At 38.4% G+C, this 17,512-nt stretch carries 17 protein-coding genes; 4 read left to right on the forward strand and 13 right to left on the reverse strand.

Annotation, left to right across the window (positions count from 1 at the left end; genetic code table 11):
• Positions 1 to 353: 353 nt before the first annotated feature.
• The 3 genes from ACFQZ9_RS03120 to ACFQZ9_RS03130 all read right to left on the reverse strand — a co-directional run bounded on the left by ACFQZ9_RS03120 (position 354) and on the right by ACFQZ9_RS03130 (position 3,976).
• On the reverse strand, positions 354 to 1,271 hold the full coding sequence (locus ACFQZ9_RS03120) for a VOC family protein (RefSeq protein ID WP_498942277.1): 918 nt from the start codon (positions 1,269 to 1,271) through the stop codon (positions 354 to 356).
• A gap of 45 nt (positions 1,272 to 1,316) precedes the next feature.
• Positions 1,317 to 2,672, reverse strand: coding sequence for a TrkH family potassium uptake protein (locus ACFQZ9_RS03125; protein WP_498942278.1), 1,356 nt, complete (start codon positions 2,670 to 2,672; stop codon positions 1,317 to 1,319).
• 200 nt (positions 2,673 to 2,872) lie between these two features.
• Positions 2,873 to 3,976, reverse strand: coding sequence for a glycosyl hydrolase family 18 protein (locus tag ACFQZ9_RS03130; RefSeq protein ID WP_498942279.1), 1,104 nt, complete (start codon positions 3,974 to 3,976; stop codon positions 2,873 to 2,875).
• Between the two features lie 279 nt (positions 3,977 to 4,255).
• Between ACFQZ9_RS03130 and ACFQZ9_RS03135 the strand changes: the two genes are divergently transcribed.
• Entirely contained in the window at positions 4,256 to 4,648 is a 393-nt protein-coding gene (locus ACFQZ9_RS03135) for a GNAT family N-acetyltransferase (RefSeq protein ID WP_198312684.1), read from the forward strand.
• Between the two features lie 216 nt (positions 4,649 to 4,864).
• On the opposite strand, the gene helD is transcribed toward ACFQZ9_RS03135, so the two are convergent.
• The gene (helD, locus tag ACFQZ9_RS03140) at positions 4,865 to 7,171 is read right to left on the reverse strand and encodes a HelD family protein (RefSeq protein ID WP_498942280.1); all 2,307 of its coding nucleotides are present in this window, start codon (positions 7,169 to 7,171) and stop codon (positions 4,865 to 4,867) included.
• 145 nt (positions 7,172 to 7,316) lie between these two features.
• Entirely contained in the window at positions 7,317 to 7,592 is a 276-nt protein-coding gene (locus ACFQZ9_RS03145) for a stage V sporulation protein S (RefSeq protein ID WP_198312682.1), read from the reverse strand.
• Between the two features lie 253 nt (positions 7,593 to 7,845).
• Here ACFQZ9_RS03145 and ACFQZ9_RS03150 point away from each other — a divergent pair, with 253 nt between their 5' ends.
• Positions 7,846 to 8,058 carry a hypothetical protein gene (locus ACFQZ9_RS03150; protein WP_498942281.1) on the forward strand — a complete coding sequence of 71 codons (213 nt, stop codon included), beginning with the start codon at positions 7,846 to 7,848 and terminating at the stop codon, positions 8,056 to 8,058.
• A gap of 191 nt (positions 8,059 to 8,249) precedes the next feature.
• On the opposite strand, the gene ACFQZ9_RS03155 is transcribed toward ACFQZ9_RS03150, so the two are convergent.
• From ACFQZ9_RS03155 to ACFQZ9_RS03185, 7 genes are all read right to left on the reverse strand, one after another.
• Positions 8,250 to 8,696 carry a DNA mismatch repair protein gene (locus ACFQZ9_RS03155; RefSeq protein WP_498942282.1) on the reverse strand — a complete coding sequence of 149 codons (447 nt, stop codon included), beginning with the start codon at positions 8,694 to 8,696 and terminating at the stop codon, positions 8,250 to 8,252.
• A gap of 278 nt (positions 8,697 to 8,974) precedes the next feature.
• On the reverse strand, positions 8,975 to 9,103 hold the full coding sequence (locus tag ACFQZ9_RS03160; protein WP_286180277.1) for a hypothetical protein: 129 nt from the start codon (positions 9,101 to 9,103) through the stop codon (positions 8,975 to 8,977).
• A gap of 122 nt (positions 9,104 to 9,225) precedes the next feature.
• Positions 9,226 to 10,212: an alpha/beta fold hydrolase gene (locus tag ACFQZ9_RS03165; RefSeq protein WP_498942283.1), complete on the reverse strand. Its 987-nt coding sequence runs from the start codon at positions 10,210 to 10,212 to the stop codon at positions 9,226 to 9,228.
• Positions 10,213 to 10,382: 170 nt separating this feature from the next.
• Positions 10,383 to 10,520, reverse strand: coding sequence for a hypothetical protein (locus ACFQZ9_RS03170; RefSeq protein ID WP_498942284.1), 138 nt, complete (start codon positions 10,518 to 10,520; stop codon positions 10,383 to 10,385).
• Between the two features lie 672 nt (positions 10,521 to 11,192).
• Positions 11,193 to 11,396 carry a YbdD/YjiX family protein gene (locus ACFQZ9_RS03175; RefSeq protein WP_198312677.1) on the reverse strand — a complete coding sequence of 68 codons (204 nt, stop codon included), beginning with the start codon at positions 11,394 to 11,396 and terminating at the stop codon, positions 11,193 to 11,195.
• Complete coding sequence (locus ACFQZ9_RS03180; protein WP_498942285.1) at positions 11,389 to 13,464, reverse strand: carbon starvation CstA family protein; 2,076 nt, start codon at positions 13,462 to 13,464, stop codon at positions 11,389 to 11,391. Before ACFQZ9_RS03180 ends, ACFQZ9_RS03175 begins: the two co-directional genes overlap by 8 nt.
• A 75-nt stretch (positions 13,465 to 13,539) precedes the next feature.
• Positions 13,540 to 13,893, reverse strand: a complete 354-nt coding sequence (locus tag ACFQZ9_RS03185) for a Na-translocating system protein MpsC family protein (RefSeq protein ID WP_498942286.1) — start codon at positions 13,891 to 13,893, stop codon at positions 13,540 to 13,542.
• A gap of 304 nt (positions 13,894 to 14,197) precedes the next feature.
• Here ACFQZ9_RS03185 and ACFQZ9_RS03190 point away from each other — a divergent pair, with 304 nt between their 5' ends.
• Entirely contained in the window at positions 14,198 to 14,914 is a 717-nt protein-coding gene (locus tag ACFQZ9_RS03190) for a trimeric intracellular cation channel family protein (RefSeq protein WP_198312674.1), read from the forward strand.
• 588 nt (positions 14,915 to 15,502) lie between these two features.
• Positions 15,503 to 16,930 (forward strand): alanine/glycine:cation symporter family protein, encoded by a 1,428-nt coding sequence (locus tag ACFQZ9_RS03195; RefSeq protein ID WP_498942287.1) that lies wholly within the window; start codon positions 15,503 to 15,505, stop codon positions 16,928 to 16,930.
• A 251-nt stretch (positions 16,931 to 17,181) separates the two neighbouring features.
• Here the strand turns inward: ACFQZ9_RS03195 and ACFQZ9_RS03200 are convergent, their stop codons facing one another.
• A complete protein-coding gene (locus tag ACFQZ9_RS03200; RefSeq protein ID WP_198312672.1) occupies positions 17,182 to 17,376 on the reverse strand; it encodes an aspartyl-phosphate phosphatase Spo0E family protein in 195 nt (64 codons plus the stop codon).
• Positions 17,377 to 17,512 lie beyond the last annotated feature (136 nt).

The following is a 17,512-nucleotide window of genomic DNA, read 5'->3' on the forward strand; positions in this document are numbered from 1 at the left end:
CACATCACTGAAAAAACCTTTTTGTTCAATCAAATGATAAATTGAGGTGCAGATTTTTAAAACTTACTGGTTGATATAGATTCAAAGTATGCAGTACTTTTTTAAAAAGAGCAGCTTACTAAAAAGATCCCATGTGGTTTATTATGGAAATACAAAAACCGCCCACGAGCCGCTTGTGCCTGGAGCGGAAATCAACAACCAAGTTTAACAGAGACAAAAAATTAAACCCCTTAGTAGGGGTTTAGAATAGTTCTTGCATTTTTATTAAAAGATATCAAACATAAAAGTGAAAATTTACTTTCTTTAATTGATTTCTCTTAGCTTCTCCACCATTTGTTTCATAGGATGTAAGCTCATGATCCCTTGTATGCTTTCTTTAATTCCACAAGATCAAATTTCTTCATTTTAAGAAAAGCTTTCGTGACGCGCCCAACTTGCTCAGGTGTACCTTTGCTCATCATCTCATCCATCTCTCTCGGTACAATCTGCCAGGATAAACCAAACTGATCTTTCAGCCAGCCACATTGCTCGGCCTCTGGAACCGCAGAGAGCTTTTCCCAGTAATAATCAATCTCTTCTTGTGTCTCGCAGTACACCATAAAGGAGATGGCTTCGTTCATACTGAATTGATGATCGTGCGCGCTGTCCATTGCAGTAACCCACAGATTTTCTAAGCGGAAATCAGCGAACATTACGGTTCCTTCTACGTCAGGTGCCATGCCCTTAGGGTAGCGAGCGATCATTCCCTGCTTTGTGTTCTTGAATACGGATAAATAAAAATCAATCGCCTCTTCCGCCTTCCCGCATTTATCACCGACAAACAGAAGTGATGGCATGATTGTAGGGCGCTCTTCCCCTTCAGGGTTGGTAAGAATTAGCTGCCAGGACAAACCATATTTATCCTGAATCCATCCATACCTTTCACTGAATGGATATTGACCGAGCGGCATCAATGCTGTGCCCCCTTCAGACAATTTGTTCCAAACCTCATTTAATTTTTCGCTCGCGTCTTCTTCTCGTGACGGGTCAAAATTAACCATGAAAGATACCGATGGATTGATCTTGAAATAAGGTCCTGCACTTATGGACATGAACTTCTGCCCCCATAGCTCAAAAGAGACGATATCGGAATCGCCTGAGGGTGTACCGTGGATGGTCGTTACATTTGTAATTTTGGAGTCTGGGAATATGGAAGCGTAAAACTCAGCTGCTTTTTTTGCCTCTTTGTCATACCATAAATGCGGAACGATTTTTTGAATTGTATTTGTCACTATTATTCCTCCTTCATCTTCAGCGAAAATTCCCTGTACTGAGCTTTAACCTATGATGATTCGCTCTTTTGGATAATGATAATTCGTTTTAAGTGGTTTACCACCCATGATTAATAAAAAGGTAAAGATCCCGATTCTTCCGATGAACATTAAAATCATAATGACAATTTTACCCATTGCACTTAATTTTGCCGTGATTCCCATGGAAAGACCGACCGTTCCAAACGCAGATGCAACTTCAAAGATGATTTCCAATAATGAAAAATTCGGTTCCAAGATCGTAAGTATGACGGTACTGATACAACAGAGCATCATCGCTGTTGTAATGACGATAAAGGACTTTATTACATCCTCCATCGCGATTTCCTTTCGGAAAATTTTTATGTTCGTCGTTCCATTAGCAAAATAATAGATACTTAATACCATAATGGCAAAAGTAGTCGTCCTTATACCTCCCCCTGCACTACTTGGAGATGTTCCGATAAACATAAGGATGCTTAAAATAAATAGAGTAGGCGGGGAATACTCATTAATATCAATCGTATTAAGTCCACCATTCCTAGAAGACACAGAATAAAAAAGCGAATTGAAAAAAGATTCGTGCCAAGTTTTATCGGCAAAGAAACGATTAAATTCGCAGCCATAGATCAATATAGTGCCGATTACGATTAAGGCAAAAAAAGTTAGAGTCGTAATCTTTGTAAACAAAGAAAACCTATAAGGTGTTTTCTTCCGATGTTTAAAAAACTGAATCACTTCCATCAGCACTGGGAAACCAATCGCCCCTATTATTAACAACACCATCGTCATGATTAGCACAAAATAATCGTGGGCAAATGGGATTAACGATTCTCCTGTGATATCAAATCCCGCATTGGTAGCAGCACTGACAGAAGCAAAGAAACCTTGTAAGTAAGCTTCCTGCCAGGTAGGAAAGTATTTTAAAAAGTATGTACCAAAGATAATTGCCGCCACTAATTCCATGATTATAAAGAGGAACAAGATATTTCTGACGAGCTTAACTAATCCTGAAAAAGTAGGAAGGTTTTGGTCTGTCATAATCAGCATTCGGTCTTTTATTCCGATTCGTCTTCCGATTAAGAGCCAAATCGTTGTTCCAAGAAACATAATTCCAATTCCGCCAAATTGCAAGATGATCGCAAAAATAAATGTTCCCGGAACACTTAAAACCTCATTTATCGTAATGGTAGATAATCCAGTCACACTAACCGCACTAACAGCAGTAAATAGAGCATCTATCAACGTTAAGTGAGCATCGGGTTTTAAAGTGATCGGCAACATTAATAATATAGTTGAAACCACCACAGCTATGAAGTAATAAATGAAGATTAATTGTGCTGGTTGCAGTGAGTTCTTTTTTTTCTGTTTTATAATGTTCATATTTCTCCTCTTCTTACCCATTTAAGGCATCTTTTTCCTCAACACCATCTTTATTAATGTACAGCACAATCAAGTCTTCTTCAACTACCCATTTCGTTCAGTGAAGCATTGTATCTTTCCCCATCTCCTCTAAATGTGCGATTTAATAGTTTAAATGCGAATTTGCATGAATCAGTTGATCTAGAGAAAACCTTACATACTCATTTTTTCACTTTTATTTTTTCTGAAATGGCTGTCCAATACTTAGGGTCTTCTAAGCCCAGCCGCCAAATCCCAATGCCTCGTAGGTTATATTTTTCCACAAGGTTTAGTTTAACCCGCAAACTGGAACTATTCTCGAACCACACCTGGTGGTTATGATGTTTTTCATCTACATAACCGAAATGAGGCGTTTGCGAAGTGGAGTCCCACTTCACTTTCGCTTTATATTTTGTTTTCTGCTCCATTACCTGTGCATAAGAACTATAAATGGCTTTGTTTGTTGTAGTATCCCAGTCCCATCCATAACCAGCAATACCGAGTAATATTTTTGTGGAAGGCACTCCCTGATTCAAAGCATAACGAATGGTTGCTTCTATCCAATCAACTGATGCCGTCGACCCGGGTTTTGTTCTGGGGTTATGTTCATCGTAGGTCATAATCATTAACCCATCAGAAAATTGACCAAGTTTTGCGTAATCAAACCACGGTGACCAGGGATTCGCACGGGAATCGCCTGTGTTTGCCGGGACTGAAACTGTCACTACCTTTCCCTCACCATGCAGCACACCTGACAATTCTTTCATCATCAGACTAAAGGAATCCCGGTCAGATAAATACAAATTTTCCATGTCAATATTAATACCATCATATTCGAATTGATTGATTTCCTTTCGTAAGTTTTGAATGAACATTTGGCGGTTCGCATCCTGATCAAGCACATTACTCGCTACTTGCTTACCCTTCTTAACCGATTCATAAAGAAGGTTGTGAACAACTAAATATACCTTCAGATCTTTTTTATGAGCATTCTGTATTACCTTTCGCTTATGGTCCGCTGTAACGGAATTGATAAGACTTCCTGGATGTTGATCATCAAGCTTATACCAAAAAGGTGCAATGATGCTCAAATTGGTGAATTGCGCGTCAACTGTAGGTTGAGACCCTGGATATTTCCCTTCCTGTTCGGTGTAGAAACCTAGCACTTCACGAGGGGGTTTATTTGTTTTAGTTTCCACTTTTCTTTGTGACTGGATACAGGATGTCAGTAATAGTAAGGTCATACTCAAAAAAATAATGGTGAATGACCGATAATATTTTCGCAAAATCGTGCACCTACTTCTCTAATATGTACACATAATTTTAGCTAAGAATAAAGAATACATTCAAAATATACTTATAAAACACCTAAACCATCGCTTTTTTGTACATGGATAAAGCCAAAATCGAAGGATCAATTGCTTGTAAGTTATCTGATAACGAATTGTAATGTTCTTATTAAGGAATTGATATATAGATGTGTTATAATTCTGAAAAATCAGATTAAGTTTTTCGATAATTCAGAGGGTATTGTCACGTAAAGTTTTAATAAGCGAGGGATGGATTTGCTGATCAAATATAAAAAAAGTTATGAAAAAATTGCAATGGGGCTCCTATCCTTTATTCCTAGCGAAAAGGATCTTAAAAAACTGATGATCACCATGAATGAGTATGATACGGAGAACGACCGCATGCTTTATCTGTGGAAAGAAAAAGAAGGGATCGTTGGCCTGATTGGTGTCCTGTTTACAAATAACCAGATTCTATTGCAACATCTTGCCATCAACCCTTCTCATCGAAATCAAGGATTCGGCAAGCATTTGGTTAAAGCTTTAAAAAGACGTTATCCTTCTACCCCAATCCTTCCAACAGAAAACACGGAAGCTTTTTTACATAAATGCAACATAATTGAAGATTTGCAGATAGATATGAAAAAACTAATTACTGCGCTTAATTAATTCCTTATTCTAATAAAAAAATTAGAGGTTCAATATAAAAGGACTCAAACCGATAGATCAACGTCCTTCAACTGGAACTTCAATAGTAAATTTTTGTTTTAAACGAATCACTATAGAAGTCAAACAGTTAAGTCTTCACATTTGATTCATCATTGTAAAATCAAGAAAAGAAAGTGCCAGGCACCATCCAGTTTTCTGGAAGATACCTGGCACTTGTTAAGTATCAAAATTTAATGATGAAGCACTATCTAATAAAAAGTCTAACTTGTCTTTCCCATATAAATACAATCGATGCATCGGTCTAGTCATTGCCACGTACAGCAATTTAATGTCTAAGTCTACTTTGGAGAAAGACTCCTCCAAGCATACCACCATAACTGCATCAAACTCCAACCCCTTCGATAAATAAGATGGTACAATTACCACATGCCCCTTCTTCATATCTTCTTTTCCCTCTAACAATTGAATCGGAAGTTGACTTTTTTCAAGGATCGCATGGATTCTTTGACATTCTCTATCGGTACGCCCAATGATCGCAATGGAGTTCAGCTCTTCCTCCTTAAGTGAGGAAATGTCCTGTTCTAGCTGCAGCCTTACCAGTTCCAAATTTGCAGGATCAATTAGTTTAAACCTTGGTTTTTGACCATGCCGAATGACGGGTTCAACCTTTGGAAGGTCCTGATTGATCAGCTTTAGGATATCATTGGCCAAATTCATAATTTCAACTGTGGTTCGGTAGCTTTTTTGCAAAGCTTGATAATTCGCATTTGGGAAGATTTCTTTCCATAACGGTTCCCAACTACTCAAGCCCCGATAGGAATGAATCCCTTGTGCTAAATCTCCGACAATCGTAAACAAGTCGGTTTCAAAGCCTTCCTTTAAGGCTGCAAATTGAAAATAGCTGTAATCCTGCGCTTCATCAATGAAGATACTTCGCATTTTATATTTTTCATCGATGCCCTCTAATTTTGCCTTCATATAAAATAACGGAGCTAAATCTTCGAGTTCGTAAGCCCTGCGATCAAAAATCCGCAGACAAAACTGACTTAAAACCTTACATTCTTGATCGCTCAGATTAGATGCATGCTTTTTTAGGATTTCGGGTGAAGACATCAGTTCTTTGTATAAGGTAAAAACATCTGGCATAACAAATTGTTCCATATATTTTTTTACAACCGTCTTCGCTTCCTTCTCCACTTGAGCGATTCTTTGTTTTTTCATGTCCATGAGGTCGACCACTTTTTGCTTTCTTTTTTCGGTGTCGATCCTTCTGCTGTAAAGAGCCCGATCTAACGCATCATCATATTTCGTGCTGAGTTTTGATTTAATGATGGCTTTTTTCTTTTTTAAGTCACTTTCTAGCAGGGATTTTATTTTCGCAATTCTTTTATAGATTGGTAAATAGGTATATTCTTTTAAAAATAGTCTTTTTAGATTTTGTCCCTTGAGGAGTATTGATTTTTCAACAATAAAATCCCCTGTAGGCGCAAGACTTAATTCCAATTCTTTTATATAACGGTCGATTACATCCTTAAATGCAAGCGAACCCTTGAAACTGGACATCCATTGAATGGTCTTGGGATTTCCCTTCCCTTCAAGTAGCCTCATGAGCTTTGTATTAGGAGACATCAGTTTTATTTTCTGTCCTAAGCAAGCTTTCATGAAATCGATAAAGGTGGTTTGGTTAATTTTATTTACGCCGAGTTCCGGTAAAACGGCAGAGATATAATCAATAAATAGTCTGTTTGGTGCGAGAATCATGAGTTTTTCTGGAGGAAATTGATAACCAAAGGAATAAAGAAAGTAGGATATTCTATGGAGTGCGATGGTTGTCTTCCCGCTCCCCGCGGCCCCTTGAACAATAATGGGGTGTTTCAGTGATGCCCGGATCACTTCGTTTTGCTCATTTTGAATGGTCGCAACGATTTCCGTTAATCGATTGTCTGCTTTCCCCGATAATGACTTCTGTAGCAGTTCGTCGTGTGTGGTCAAATCGATGTCTCGAATTTCTTTTAATAAGCCATCAACAATTTCATACTGCCTTTTTAAGGATAAATAACCGGTCTGGGTCTCCCCATATGCTTCATACGAAACATCTCCGAGCCGTCCGTCATAGTACACGTTTGCAATTGGTGACCGCCAATCCACGATGATCGGCTGTTGAGTCACACGGTCAAACAAGGACACTTTGCCGATGTACAGATTTTCTTCCTTTTTCGTACTATTACTTGTAAAGTCGATCCTTGAAAAGTATGGCTTGCCTACCACGCTCTCTAATCTTTTCAATTCACTTTGTGCTAATTCAAGAAACCGCGCATTGGCAAGAAGATCCGTGTAGCTTGCACTGCTATCCTTGTCGTCTCTTTCTGCAAAGGCTTGCTTCATGTTTTCAACAAAGAATTCTTTATTCCCTTTTGAGATCTCTAAAACGGTTCGTATGTATTCCTTGGTAAACTCTAAACGCTCGATTTCTTCCTGATAATCTTTATGGTCCCGGACAGACAATTGATCTTTGGCACTCATCCTGTAATTTTGTCACCTCGCTTTTCTAATAATAGAAACATGGGATATTAAGAGTATCGAAAACATTTGTCCTCGTCAAGTTATTACCTCGAGATATAGAAAGTGCCAGGCACTTTCCAATTTTCTGGACGGTACCTGGCGCTTTCTATGATCTTTTTTTTCTAGGACCTACAATTAATTTGATGGCTGTTTTATTTTCATTATTGATCAAAATATCTATAAATGCAGGAACAAAAACTAGATTAACACCGCTAGGAGCTACGAAACCTCTTGCAATGGCAATGGCTTTAATTGCTTGATTTAGAGCACCAGCCCCAATCACTTGAATTTCTGTAACTCCTTTTTCACTAATTACGCCTGCAATTGCACCTGCAACTGAATTTGGATTTGATTTTGAAGATACCTTTATTACATCATCCATATAAATTTTTCCCCCTGTTATTTAATCTCTTGATATGATCGCTAGAAAGATGGTATCGCTTCTTTATCCTATTCAAATTGATATCAAACAGAACTATTGAACTTACTCCTTGGATACTTTTTTAAAATCGTTCACCCATATTCGAATATTCAAACAATCCATGTTTAAGGAATGCATCCGTTTTGATAAATAAGAAAACTTAAAGGGAAATACCTCCGTTATGTCGAAATATATAGATAAAGGGGTTGACCCAATGAATAAAGTTGATTTATTAAGAGATCTACGCCATTCAAGTAGAGGGAATATGTTTGCAGCAGAGATTCCTAAGGCTGCAAAAGAAGATGAAAAAAGGATTGAAGAATTAATTGCTGAATTAGAAAAAGAAGGAAAAATCAAGTTAAGAGAATGCATACAGCGAGAATACTCTGTTTATTTGCATGGGATCATTAAATATTCAACAGAATAACTTGTGGTACGCTTTAATTGGGGTAAAACAAAATATCCGCATATCGAACGAATTCTTAACTAATTAATTCCGTTAGTGTTTAAAAAGAAGGCTGTCACAACAGCCTTTTACCTCATAATCAATTTCACTTTAAACCCATACCTCTACTGAATTTTCGTTTTTTCTCCTCTATTACGATTACAAGAGTTATTTTAAAGTTTTTCCATCACAAAATCGTGTTGTAAATTTCTCTCTAATTTTTCTAAGTTCCCACCATCTTCTACAAAAGTTTTAAAAGTATCCGCCATTAACTTTCCTGAGCTTTTCTTAATGTGGTTAACTTTTAGAAATGTCTTCAACTGTACAAAATCCGGTGTTACATCATCACGGTGTAATTTCCCCGGAATTTTCGTCCAAAATTTTTCCCACTCATTCAATAACCCGATTTCATTAAAATATTGTTTTTGTAAGCCGCATAACCATGCCGTACAAGAGGTGTTCCGTTTTTGACAACCTTCCTTATCGTTTAAAAATTCACACCCCTGACAACAGGTATTTCCACTTTTAATACAGATCGTGCAAATCTCATTTGCCCCTATTTCCTCAAACACTTTTAAACCATACTGGATCAGATGCTCTTTTTTCATCTCAATACTCATTTTTTACCCCTGACTTTATTTGGTTTATAAAAGGAATTAAAATTTGTAAACTTCCGTATGATCGGATACTATTCTTGAGGATTGAGAAATGATGAGTAAAACTCCGGAGAATGTTGCGTTATTCATTGAGGAGAAGATCACGTACGCTATGACAAGCTACACCTTGGGACATGGGGTATATCTAAGAGGTCCCTAGTCCCAGGTAATTCATCGATTTTAAATTCGTAATCTACTTAGTGTCCGTTATTTTTCAGGGACAGTTCCACTGTCCCGTATATTTATTTATTTTTCCCTTGTCTTTCTTGGGATTTTAAGGCAATTTTTTCAAGGCCATTGTTTGCAAATTCTACATCTGTCTTCGGCATAGCATGATTATTTCTTAATTCTTTGTTCTTTTTTGTAGACATTTTTGCACCATCCTTCGATTGAGTTTGTTATTTTATCAAGGATGCCTACACCTATTTCCTCATACCAGCATCCACCATTTTAGTTTGCTTTCTTTTTTGTGAGCTATACTTCAAGCTTTGATTTAACAGACTGGTGTTAACGTTCTCTCCTTTATCTTTAGGCATTCCTCATTGAATTTTTCCACTTCTTCGTAGTTTAAAAGGTGCCCTGAATTTTCAAACCAGATCCATTCTTTATGTGGACATTCCAATGTGTGGAAATATTGTTCTGCAACTATGGATGGGACTTGATAATCATGTCTGCCTGCAAAAATATAAACAGGAACTTCCAGCTTTGGAGCTGTCTCGATGAAATTAATATTCATTAACTGTTCCCATAAAGAATCCAAAGAAAACTTGCCCCCTTTGATAAAAACGAACCAATCTTTCATGGTATATTCAGGTGCAAATAGAATATTTGAATAAACAAGATTATACATGGTTACTCCGATGAATGAACCTCCGAATTTAGCCAGCCACTTTCTTTGAACTCCTAAATATTTCATATCATATGGATTATATTCGATCTCCTCTAATTTTTTTAGCGCCTTCTTATGGTTGGATTCCTTCGCTTTATTGATGGTATAATCATAAGAAATTTTTTCACCTTCCCTCATATTCACAACTTGACCAATCCCTATGTATCCATAGATGAATTCTGGTGCTTTTTGGGACGTTAACACCCCTAGCACCGATCCCCAAGAATGACCGACTAAAAACAGCTTTGGCTGATTAAAGCGTTTTAACAGGTATTGGATTAATTCAACCGTATCCTTTACCATATTTTCAATCGTAAGGTCTTCTTTTTTTAAATCTCTGGAGTAGGATAACCCAGCGCCCCGCTGGTCCCAATTCACAACTGTAAAATGTTTTTCTAAATCCCGTTGGAATTTAGGAGCCAAGCCGATTTGGGCGGTTCCAGGTCCTCCATGTAAAAACAACATTAATGGATTATTTGTATTTTCTCCTCTAATAAGGATGGATTGTTTAAATCCACCAATCTGGACTTCTTCTAAAGATGTAATCGCTTCGAATTGACTATTAATCTCCTTTGTTTTTCTAAAAAACATGATCTCACTTCCCCCTTGATTCATTTGTACGACTTAGAGATTCGATTGATAATTCAGAATAGTACATAGGTATGTGACTTAGGGGCCATATAGAATGCTTCATAAAATAAAGAAAACCATCTTTCTATGTACAATACTAAAAAGATAGTTTTATAAGTTTGGAATTATTTCTATTTCTTTTTTACTGGAGTCACCACGGCGAATAAATTTTCGCTTGGATCCGATACATTGAATTCTATTACCTTATAACCATTTTTTCCATCTTTGCACTCGTTTTTCGCTGGTATTATTAATTGAGTATTATTCATTGTTCACTCTTCCTTTCTAACATTTTCCCCACAGAAGCTACTATATGGGCGGTTGTTAGAATAGGTGCATGTGTTTTTTTAAAATCAATATACCTTATTGGATTGGAAGCAGCATTGCGATGAAATATTACCGTCAAAGTGGCTCTTTATCAGGGAGATGAAAGATATTTTTAGAGGGGAATCCTTGTGAAAATGTTCTTCATATGTTGGCTGAAGGTCAAAAATCAGAGATACCTCTTGGAAAATGGACTTCATATCGGCGATGAAGGACAAAACTCAGGGATACCCCTTGAAAATGGTCTTCATAACCTCAATGAAGGACAAAACTTAAGGGTACCCCTTTGAAAATGGTCTTCATAAACCTCGATGAAGCACAAAACTTAAGGATACCCCTTGCAAAATGGTCTTCATAACCTCGATGAAGCACAAAACTTAAGGATATCCCTTGCAAAATGGTCTTCATAACCTCGATGAAGCACAAAACTCTGGGATACCCCTTTGAAAATGGTCTTCATACCTCAATGAAGCACAAAACTCTGGGATACCCCTTTGAAAATGGCCTTCATAACCTCGATGAAGCACAAAACTCAGGGAGATCCCTTTGAAAATGGTCTTCATTAACCAACCGATATATGGCAAAACCTTTGTGAAGTACTTATGTTAAATAACAGCTTAACAGCACCTTGAAACCTTACCGCCTTTCGCGTTGTACCGTGCTTCCTGTACTTCGCAGAAAAACTCCTTTCTCGATTTAACTGGCATTCCAGGATGATGCAATTCCATATGTTCAACATAAGTTTCATAGCTTGGAACGCCAACCAGCAAGCTAATGAATTGCTTCCTGTAGACGTTGAATTCTCTTATTTTGTTAAGCATAATGTTTAAAATCTCCTTTATCCCGTGGTACATACGGTGATTCGTTCAAAGGTAATTTGTGGTTGGTTAGGACTTTAAACCAGATTCGGAATGCCGAAATCAAAACCACAATGACCACAATCATGAAAATAGCTGTAAGCGTTGCATCGACATAATCGTTGATGATAACTTGCTTCATTTGTGCTGCAGAGGCTGCCGGAGCAAGGATTTTTCCCGTAGCATTTGCCTCACTAAAAATATCCGCATGAGCGAGGAAGCCGATTTTCGGATTTTCATGAAATAATTTTTGCCAGCCTGCCGTTAATGTGACAATTAGCAACCACGTTGTTGGCAACAGAGTGACCCATACATATGCTTTTTTCCCCATTTTGTAAAGAATCGTGGTACCAAGCAGCAAAGCAATTCCTGCCAACATTTGGTTGGCGATTCCAAAAAGCGGCCATAACGTATTAATTCCGCCTAGTGGGTCAATGACGCCTTGATATAAGAAATACCCCCAGCAAGCGACGCACAAGGCTGTTGCAATAATATTTGGAAAGAAAGATTCCGTTTTTGCAAAAGGCTTGTAAACCGTTCCAAGTAAGTCTTGAATCATAAAACGCCCTACACGGGTTCCAGCATCAACGGTCGTTAAAATGAACAAGGCTTCGAACAGGATGGCAAAATGGTACCAAAAGGCCATCAACGCCTTACCGCCAATGATTTTTGAAAAAATCACCGCCATCCCGATTGCAAGAGTTGGTGCACCACCGGTTCTAGAAAGAATGGTTTGCTCCCCCACATCTTTAGCAAGTGTTTGCAAAACATCCGGAGTGATGGTAAATCCCCAACTTGAGACGGTTGACGCTGCTTGGACCACATTGGTTCCAATTAAAGCTGGCGGACTGTTAATCGCAAAATAAACCCCAGGCGTCAACACACATGCCGCAATCATCGCCATGATCGCCACAAATGATTCTGTTAGCATCGCTCCATATGCAATGGGTCTTGCATGTGATTCACGCTCGATCATTTTAGGGGTTGTACCCGAGGAGACCAGGGCATGGAAACCGGATACCGATCCGCAGGCGATGGTAATAAATAAGAATGGGAAGAGATTTCCGGCGAATACAGGACCCGTTCCATCAATGAATTTCGTCAGGCCTGGCATTTCCAGATTCGGTGCCACTATAATGATTCCTAAGGCTAGCCCAAGAATCGTTCCTACTTTTAAAAATGTACTTAAATAATCACGAGGTGCTAATAGAAGCCATACAGGTAAGACTGCAGCAATAAATCCATAGATGATCATCATGATGGCGATTGTTTCCCCTTTAAAGGTAAACATGCTGGCTAAGGCTGGAGTTTCGGCAACTGTTTGGCCGTAATAGAGCGAGAAAAGTAATAATACTATTCCGATTATGGATGCTTCCCCAACCCGGCCTGGACGAATATAGCGCATGTAAATACCCATAAAAACCGCAATTGGAATCGTAGCGGCAATGGTAAACATCCCCCATGGGCTTCCTGTCAATGCTTTCACGACCACCAAGGCCAATACGGCTAATAGAATGATCATAATTCCTAAAATACCAATCATCGAGATTAAACCTGTGACGCGGCCCATTTCGTCTTTAATCATTTCACCGAGTGACTTTCCATTTCGACGCATCGAGCCGAATAGAATGATGAAGTCTTGAACCGCACCGGCTAGAACAACCCCCACGACAATCCAAATGGTTCCTGGCAAATATCCCATTTGTGCTGCAAGGATGGGACCAACTAATGGTCCTGCCCCGGCAATGGCCGCAAAGTGGTGTCCAAAGAGAACCCATTTGTTCGTTGGAACATAATCTTTCCCGTCGTTATTGATTTCTGAAGGGGTTTTGCGTGTGTCATCCAGCTGAAATACCTTACGGGCTATGAACCTGCTGTAAAATCGATAAGAAATGGCATAGACACAAACAGCTGCTGTTAAAAGCCACACCGCATTAATGCTTTCACCGCTGTTTAAAGCCATCACAGCAAAGCCTGCCGCACCGAGGGCTGCTATTAGCCCCCAAATTAGAATCGACTTAAGCGCTTTCAAATTACATCGCCACCTTTTCTAAAATCTACCATTATTGTAATTTATTATTCAGAAAATTAAAATAACTACTTTGACCTATTCTGTTGTTTCTATCGGTTTTTCAAATATAAATACAGAAACTGCCATATCCTCTTCTACTTTGACATCTGAAAATAGATGAAGCAACTTTGAACCGACAAGCTCCTCCATCCCTGCAGGCACTTGCTCCTTATATAGATCTTGAATCATTTGAGTTCTGGCACTATGAACCACTTTTTTACCCTCTTGGGTTTGAGCGATAAATTTTTCAGTCGGAGTTTGAATTCCATACATGGTCGTGACAGCCATATTCTCTACGAAATGAGTAAAAATTCGCTCTGGTCCCTTTCCAAAGATCTCTTTCCGAATTTTTCGCACCATATCATTAAACGCTGTTTCCTTTTTCCCCATCTTTTTGCCTCCTAAATAAATCGGCATAATTTTGTCTTGTTTTTTTGGGTGAGAGGAGTATAATCACAGTTGGACATAATTTTGACAAAATTACCGAATGGAAATCGAATAAAATACTTTGTTCGTTTTCTATTTACTTTTGCCAATGGAATGATTTATTAGTAGGGATTGCTAATTGATTACTCCACCACAAGAACATCTCCCTTTAGAGGTGATCTTGTGGTGGAGTTTTTGTGTTTTAGAAAGGATCGTTTATTCAAGTTTTCTACTATTAGGATAATAATTTTTGGAGGTTTTTTAGAGTATGTCTTGGATTGTATTACATTTTATTGGAATTATTTCTTATGCCGCAACTGGAGCTTTTGTCGCTCTTGAAGCGGAATATTCCTTTATTGGAGTCTACGCATTGGGTTTAACGACTTCCTTTGGTGGCGGGGTTATTCGAAACTTGATTATCGGAGTCCCTGTTTCTGAGTTATGGGATCATTCCACCATTTTAACGGTTTTAACGACGCTTACATTTATCTTAATATTCCCCTTAAAATGGCTAAATCATTGGAAACGGCGGAATTTATTTTTTGACTCTATAGGGCTTGCTTCCTTCGCTCTACAAGGAGCCATGTCGGCGAAAGAGGTTTTTGATAATGATTTAGGCGTGATAATCTTGGCGGCGATGTTTACTGGAGTTGGAGGGGGAATGATTCGAGATATCTTGGCTTCTCGTAAACCACTTGCTCTAAAAGAAGAAATTCATGCAATTTTAACGATTTTATGTGCTATATGTATTTGGTTGGGGTGGAGCGACCCACTTCAGTTGAGTCTCATTGTCCTTGTTGTTATGACATTAAGAATGACTGCCGTTCGCTATCATTGGAGGCTGCATCTCCCCTGCAATCTAAAAAAGATTAGGAAAACACAGTCAAATTTAATGACCCCATTTCTAGGTAAGAAGTCACAGATGGGAACTAGGTTCTTTGCTAGCGAAGAGTGTGATGCACCATTATCATTCAAAGAAAAATGAATCGACAGCCCCCTTTGCACCAATTTACTTTAACATTTCACCGCATTAATTCATAGTAATATCATTGATATTTAGGCTCTTCAACAAGACTGATGATCTTCGCTCCAGGCGCTTCGCTTTCTGCGGGGTTGCGTACCTGGAGCGGAAATCCACAGGTCCATTAGCAAGAAGAAGCCGGTGACTAGGCGAATTGAGTTTATTTAATAGTTAACATAATATTATTATGAAAAACTATTAAGAACAAAATCCTTTAATACTGGATGCTATATAAGATCCTTAAAAGATTGAAAATGCTAGTTTATCGCAACTTAATAGGATAAGACGCCAAGTTTCCCCTGTTATTGAGATAGAGATTATATTGCACTTGAAAAGCGTATTTTAAAAAAATTCAAAAACCTGAATTTTTTTTGTAGTTTTTCTGTAGATTTTTGTTTATTTTTGTAGTCCGCAATTTATAGTAAAAACAGAATTTATAGTAAAGACGAAATTCTCATCCAGATAGAATGAAAGCGCTTTTTCATGTAGGGGAAACTCTTTTATTAAAAGAGTTTATATAAAGCTACTAAAATTTTAATATGAGGTGATGGAATGCAAGAATTACTGCAAAATCTGGTTGGTGTAACAAACGATTTCCTTTGGTCAAAATTACTCATTATTATGCTTGTTTTATCTGGTCTTTATTTTACATTCAAATCGAAATTTGTACAGTTTCGAATGTTAAAGGAAATGGTTCGCGTTTTAATGGAAGGAAGAACGAGTTCTAAAGATCATGTTTCTCCATTCCAGGCCTTCTGTATAGGCATGGCAGCTCGCGTCGGGACAGGCAATATCACCGGAATTGCGATTGCAATTGCTTTAGGCGGTCCTGGAGCGGTATTCTGGATGTGGATTATTTCGATTATTAGCTCAGCATCTAGCTTTATTGAAAGTACGTTAGCGCAAGTATATAAAGTAAAAGATAAAAATGGTTTCCGCGGCGGTCCTTCCTACTATATGGAAAAAGGATTAAACAAACGTTGGATGGGCGTATTTTTCTCGATTTTAATTACTCTTTCTTTCGGTCTTGTTTTCAATTCTGTACAGTCCAATACGGTTTCCATTGCTTTTGAGAACTCCTTTGGCACAAATCGTTTAACTTTAGGGATTATCATGGCCATTGCTTTCGCTGCGATTATCTTTGGCGGTGTGAAGAGGATTGCAAAAATGGCTGAATACAAAGTTATGGTTCTAGCCGTTTTATACATTGGTTGCGCCTTATTTGTGATTATTACGAACATCACAAAAATGCCGGAGGTTATTTCTCTTATTGTAAAAAATGCGTTTGGCCTTCAACAAATCGCAGGCGGTTCCATCGGTGCGGCGCTGATGAATGGCGTTAAACGCGGTTTATTCTCGAATGAAGCTGGTATGGGGAGTGCTCCAAACGTTGCCGCAACAGCCACAACCAGTCACCCGGTGAAACAAGGACTGATCCAAGCATTTGGCGTATTAACGGATACACTGATCGTTTGTACAAGCACTGCCTTTATTATTTTACTTTCTGATGCTTGGAAAAAACCAGGGTTAGAGGGAATTGCCCTTACACAAGCCGCATTAAGTGAACATGTCGGTTCCTGGGCATCTGGTTGTCTTGCGATTTTTATTTTCCTATTTGGATTCGGTGCATTAATTGGTAACTACTATTACGGGGAAACAAATATTCGATTCTTAAACAAAAACAAAGCATTGCTGATGATATACCGCCTAAGCGTGTTAGCCATGATTGTATTCGGTTCGGTGGCAAAGATCCAAGTTGTATGGGATATGGCGGATTTATTTATGGGCTTCATGGTTATTGTGAACTTAATCGCCATTCTTTTATTATCAAAAGTGGCCTTTGCTGCATTACAGGATTACGTAAAACAGAAAAAAGCCGGCAAAGACCCCGTTTTTTATAAAGATAGCATTGAAGGTATTGAAAACGCTGAATGCTGGGAGTATTCCGAAGAGGATTCAACTTCAAAAATAGCAAATTAGATGTAAAAAAAGATGTTCAGACTTGGTCTGAGCATCTTTTTTTACTCGAAACATAGAATATAGCTGTTGCAATTGGCGGAAAGTTGACCTCAACTAGCGGATAAGCTGCTCCTACTGGCGATAGACCACTCAATTGGCGGTTAAGCTGCTACTACCGGCGATAGTCCCCTTTAACTGGCGGATAGGCGCCCACAACTAGCGGATAGCTGACCCCAACTGGCGATAGACCCCTACCCATGTTTTACAACCTGTTAAAGTGACGATTCTCTTGGCAAGACGTCCATTTCATTCATCATTTTTTGCAGCATACTAATTTTCCTATCCAATTGTTGGCTGATTTTTCTAACTTCCGGATCAGACATCCCCTTATTTTGTACTGTTTCGTGCATAATCCGGCGATCTTCATTTATACTCTTGCTTAATTCCAGTGCATTCTTTAGAAGCATTATCCCTATTTCCTTTCTACAGATCTTCAATATTTTCGTAAGGATTCTAAGCAGTTGCTGTAGTGAAGCAAGGATCTTTAGTTAAATAACCTTAGAACAATGAGGGTGTTTTTCTATGGACCATGATAATCCATAA

The sequence above is a fragment of the Neobacillus sp. GCM10027624 genome, assembly GCF_042675345.1.
In the GTDB taxonomy this organism is placed as follows: Bacteria; Bacillota; Bacilli; order Bacillales; family Cytobacillaceae; genus Neobacillus; species Neobacillus cucumis_D.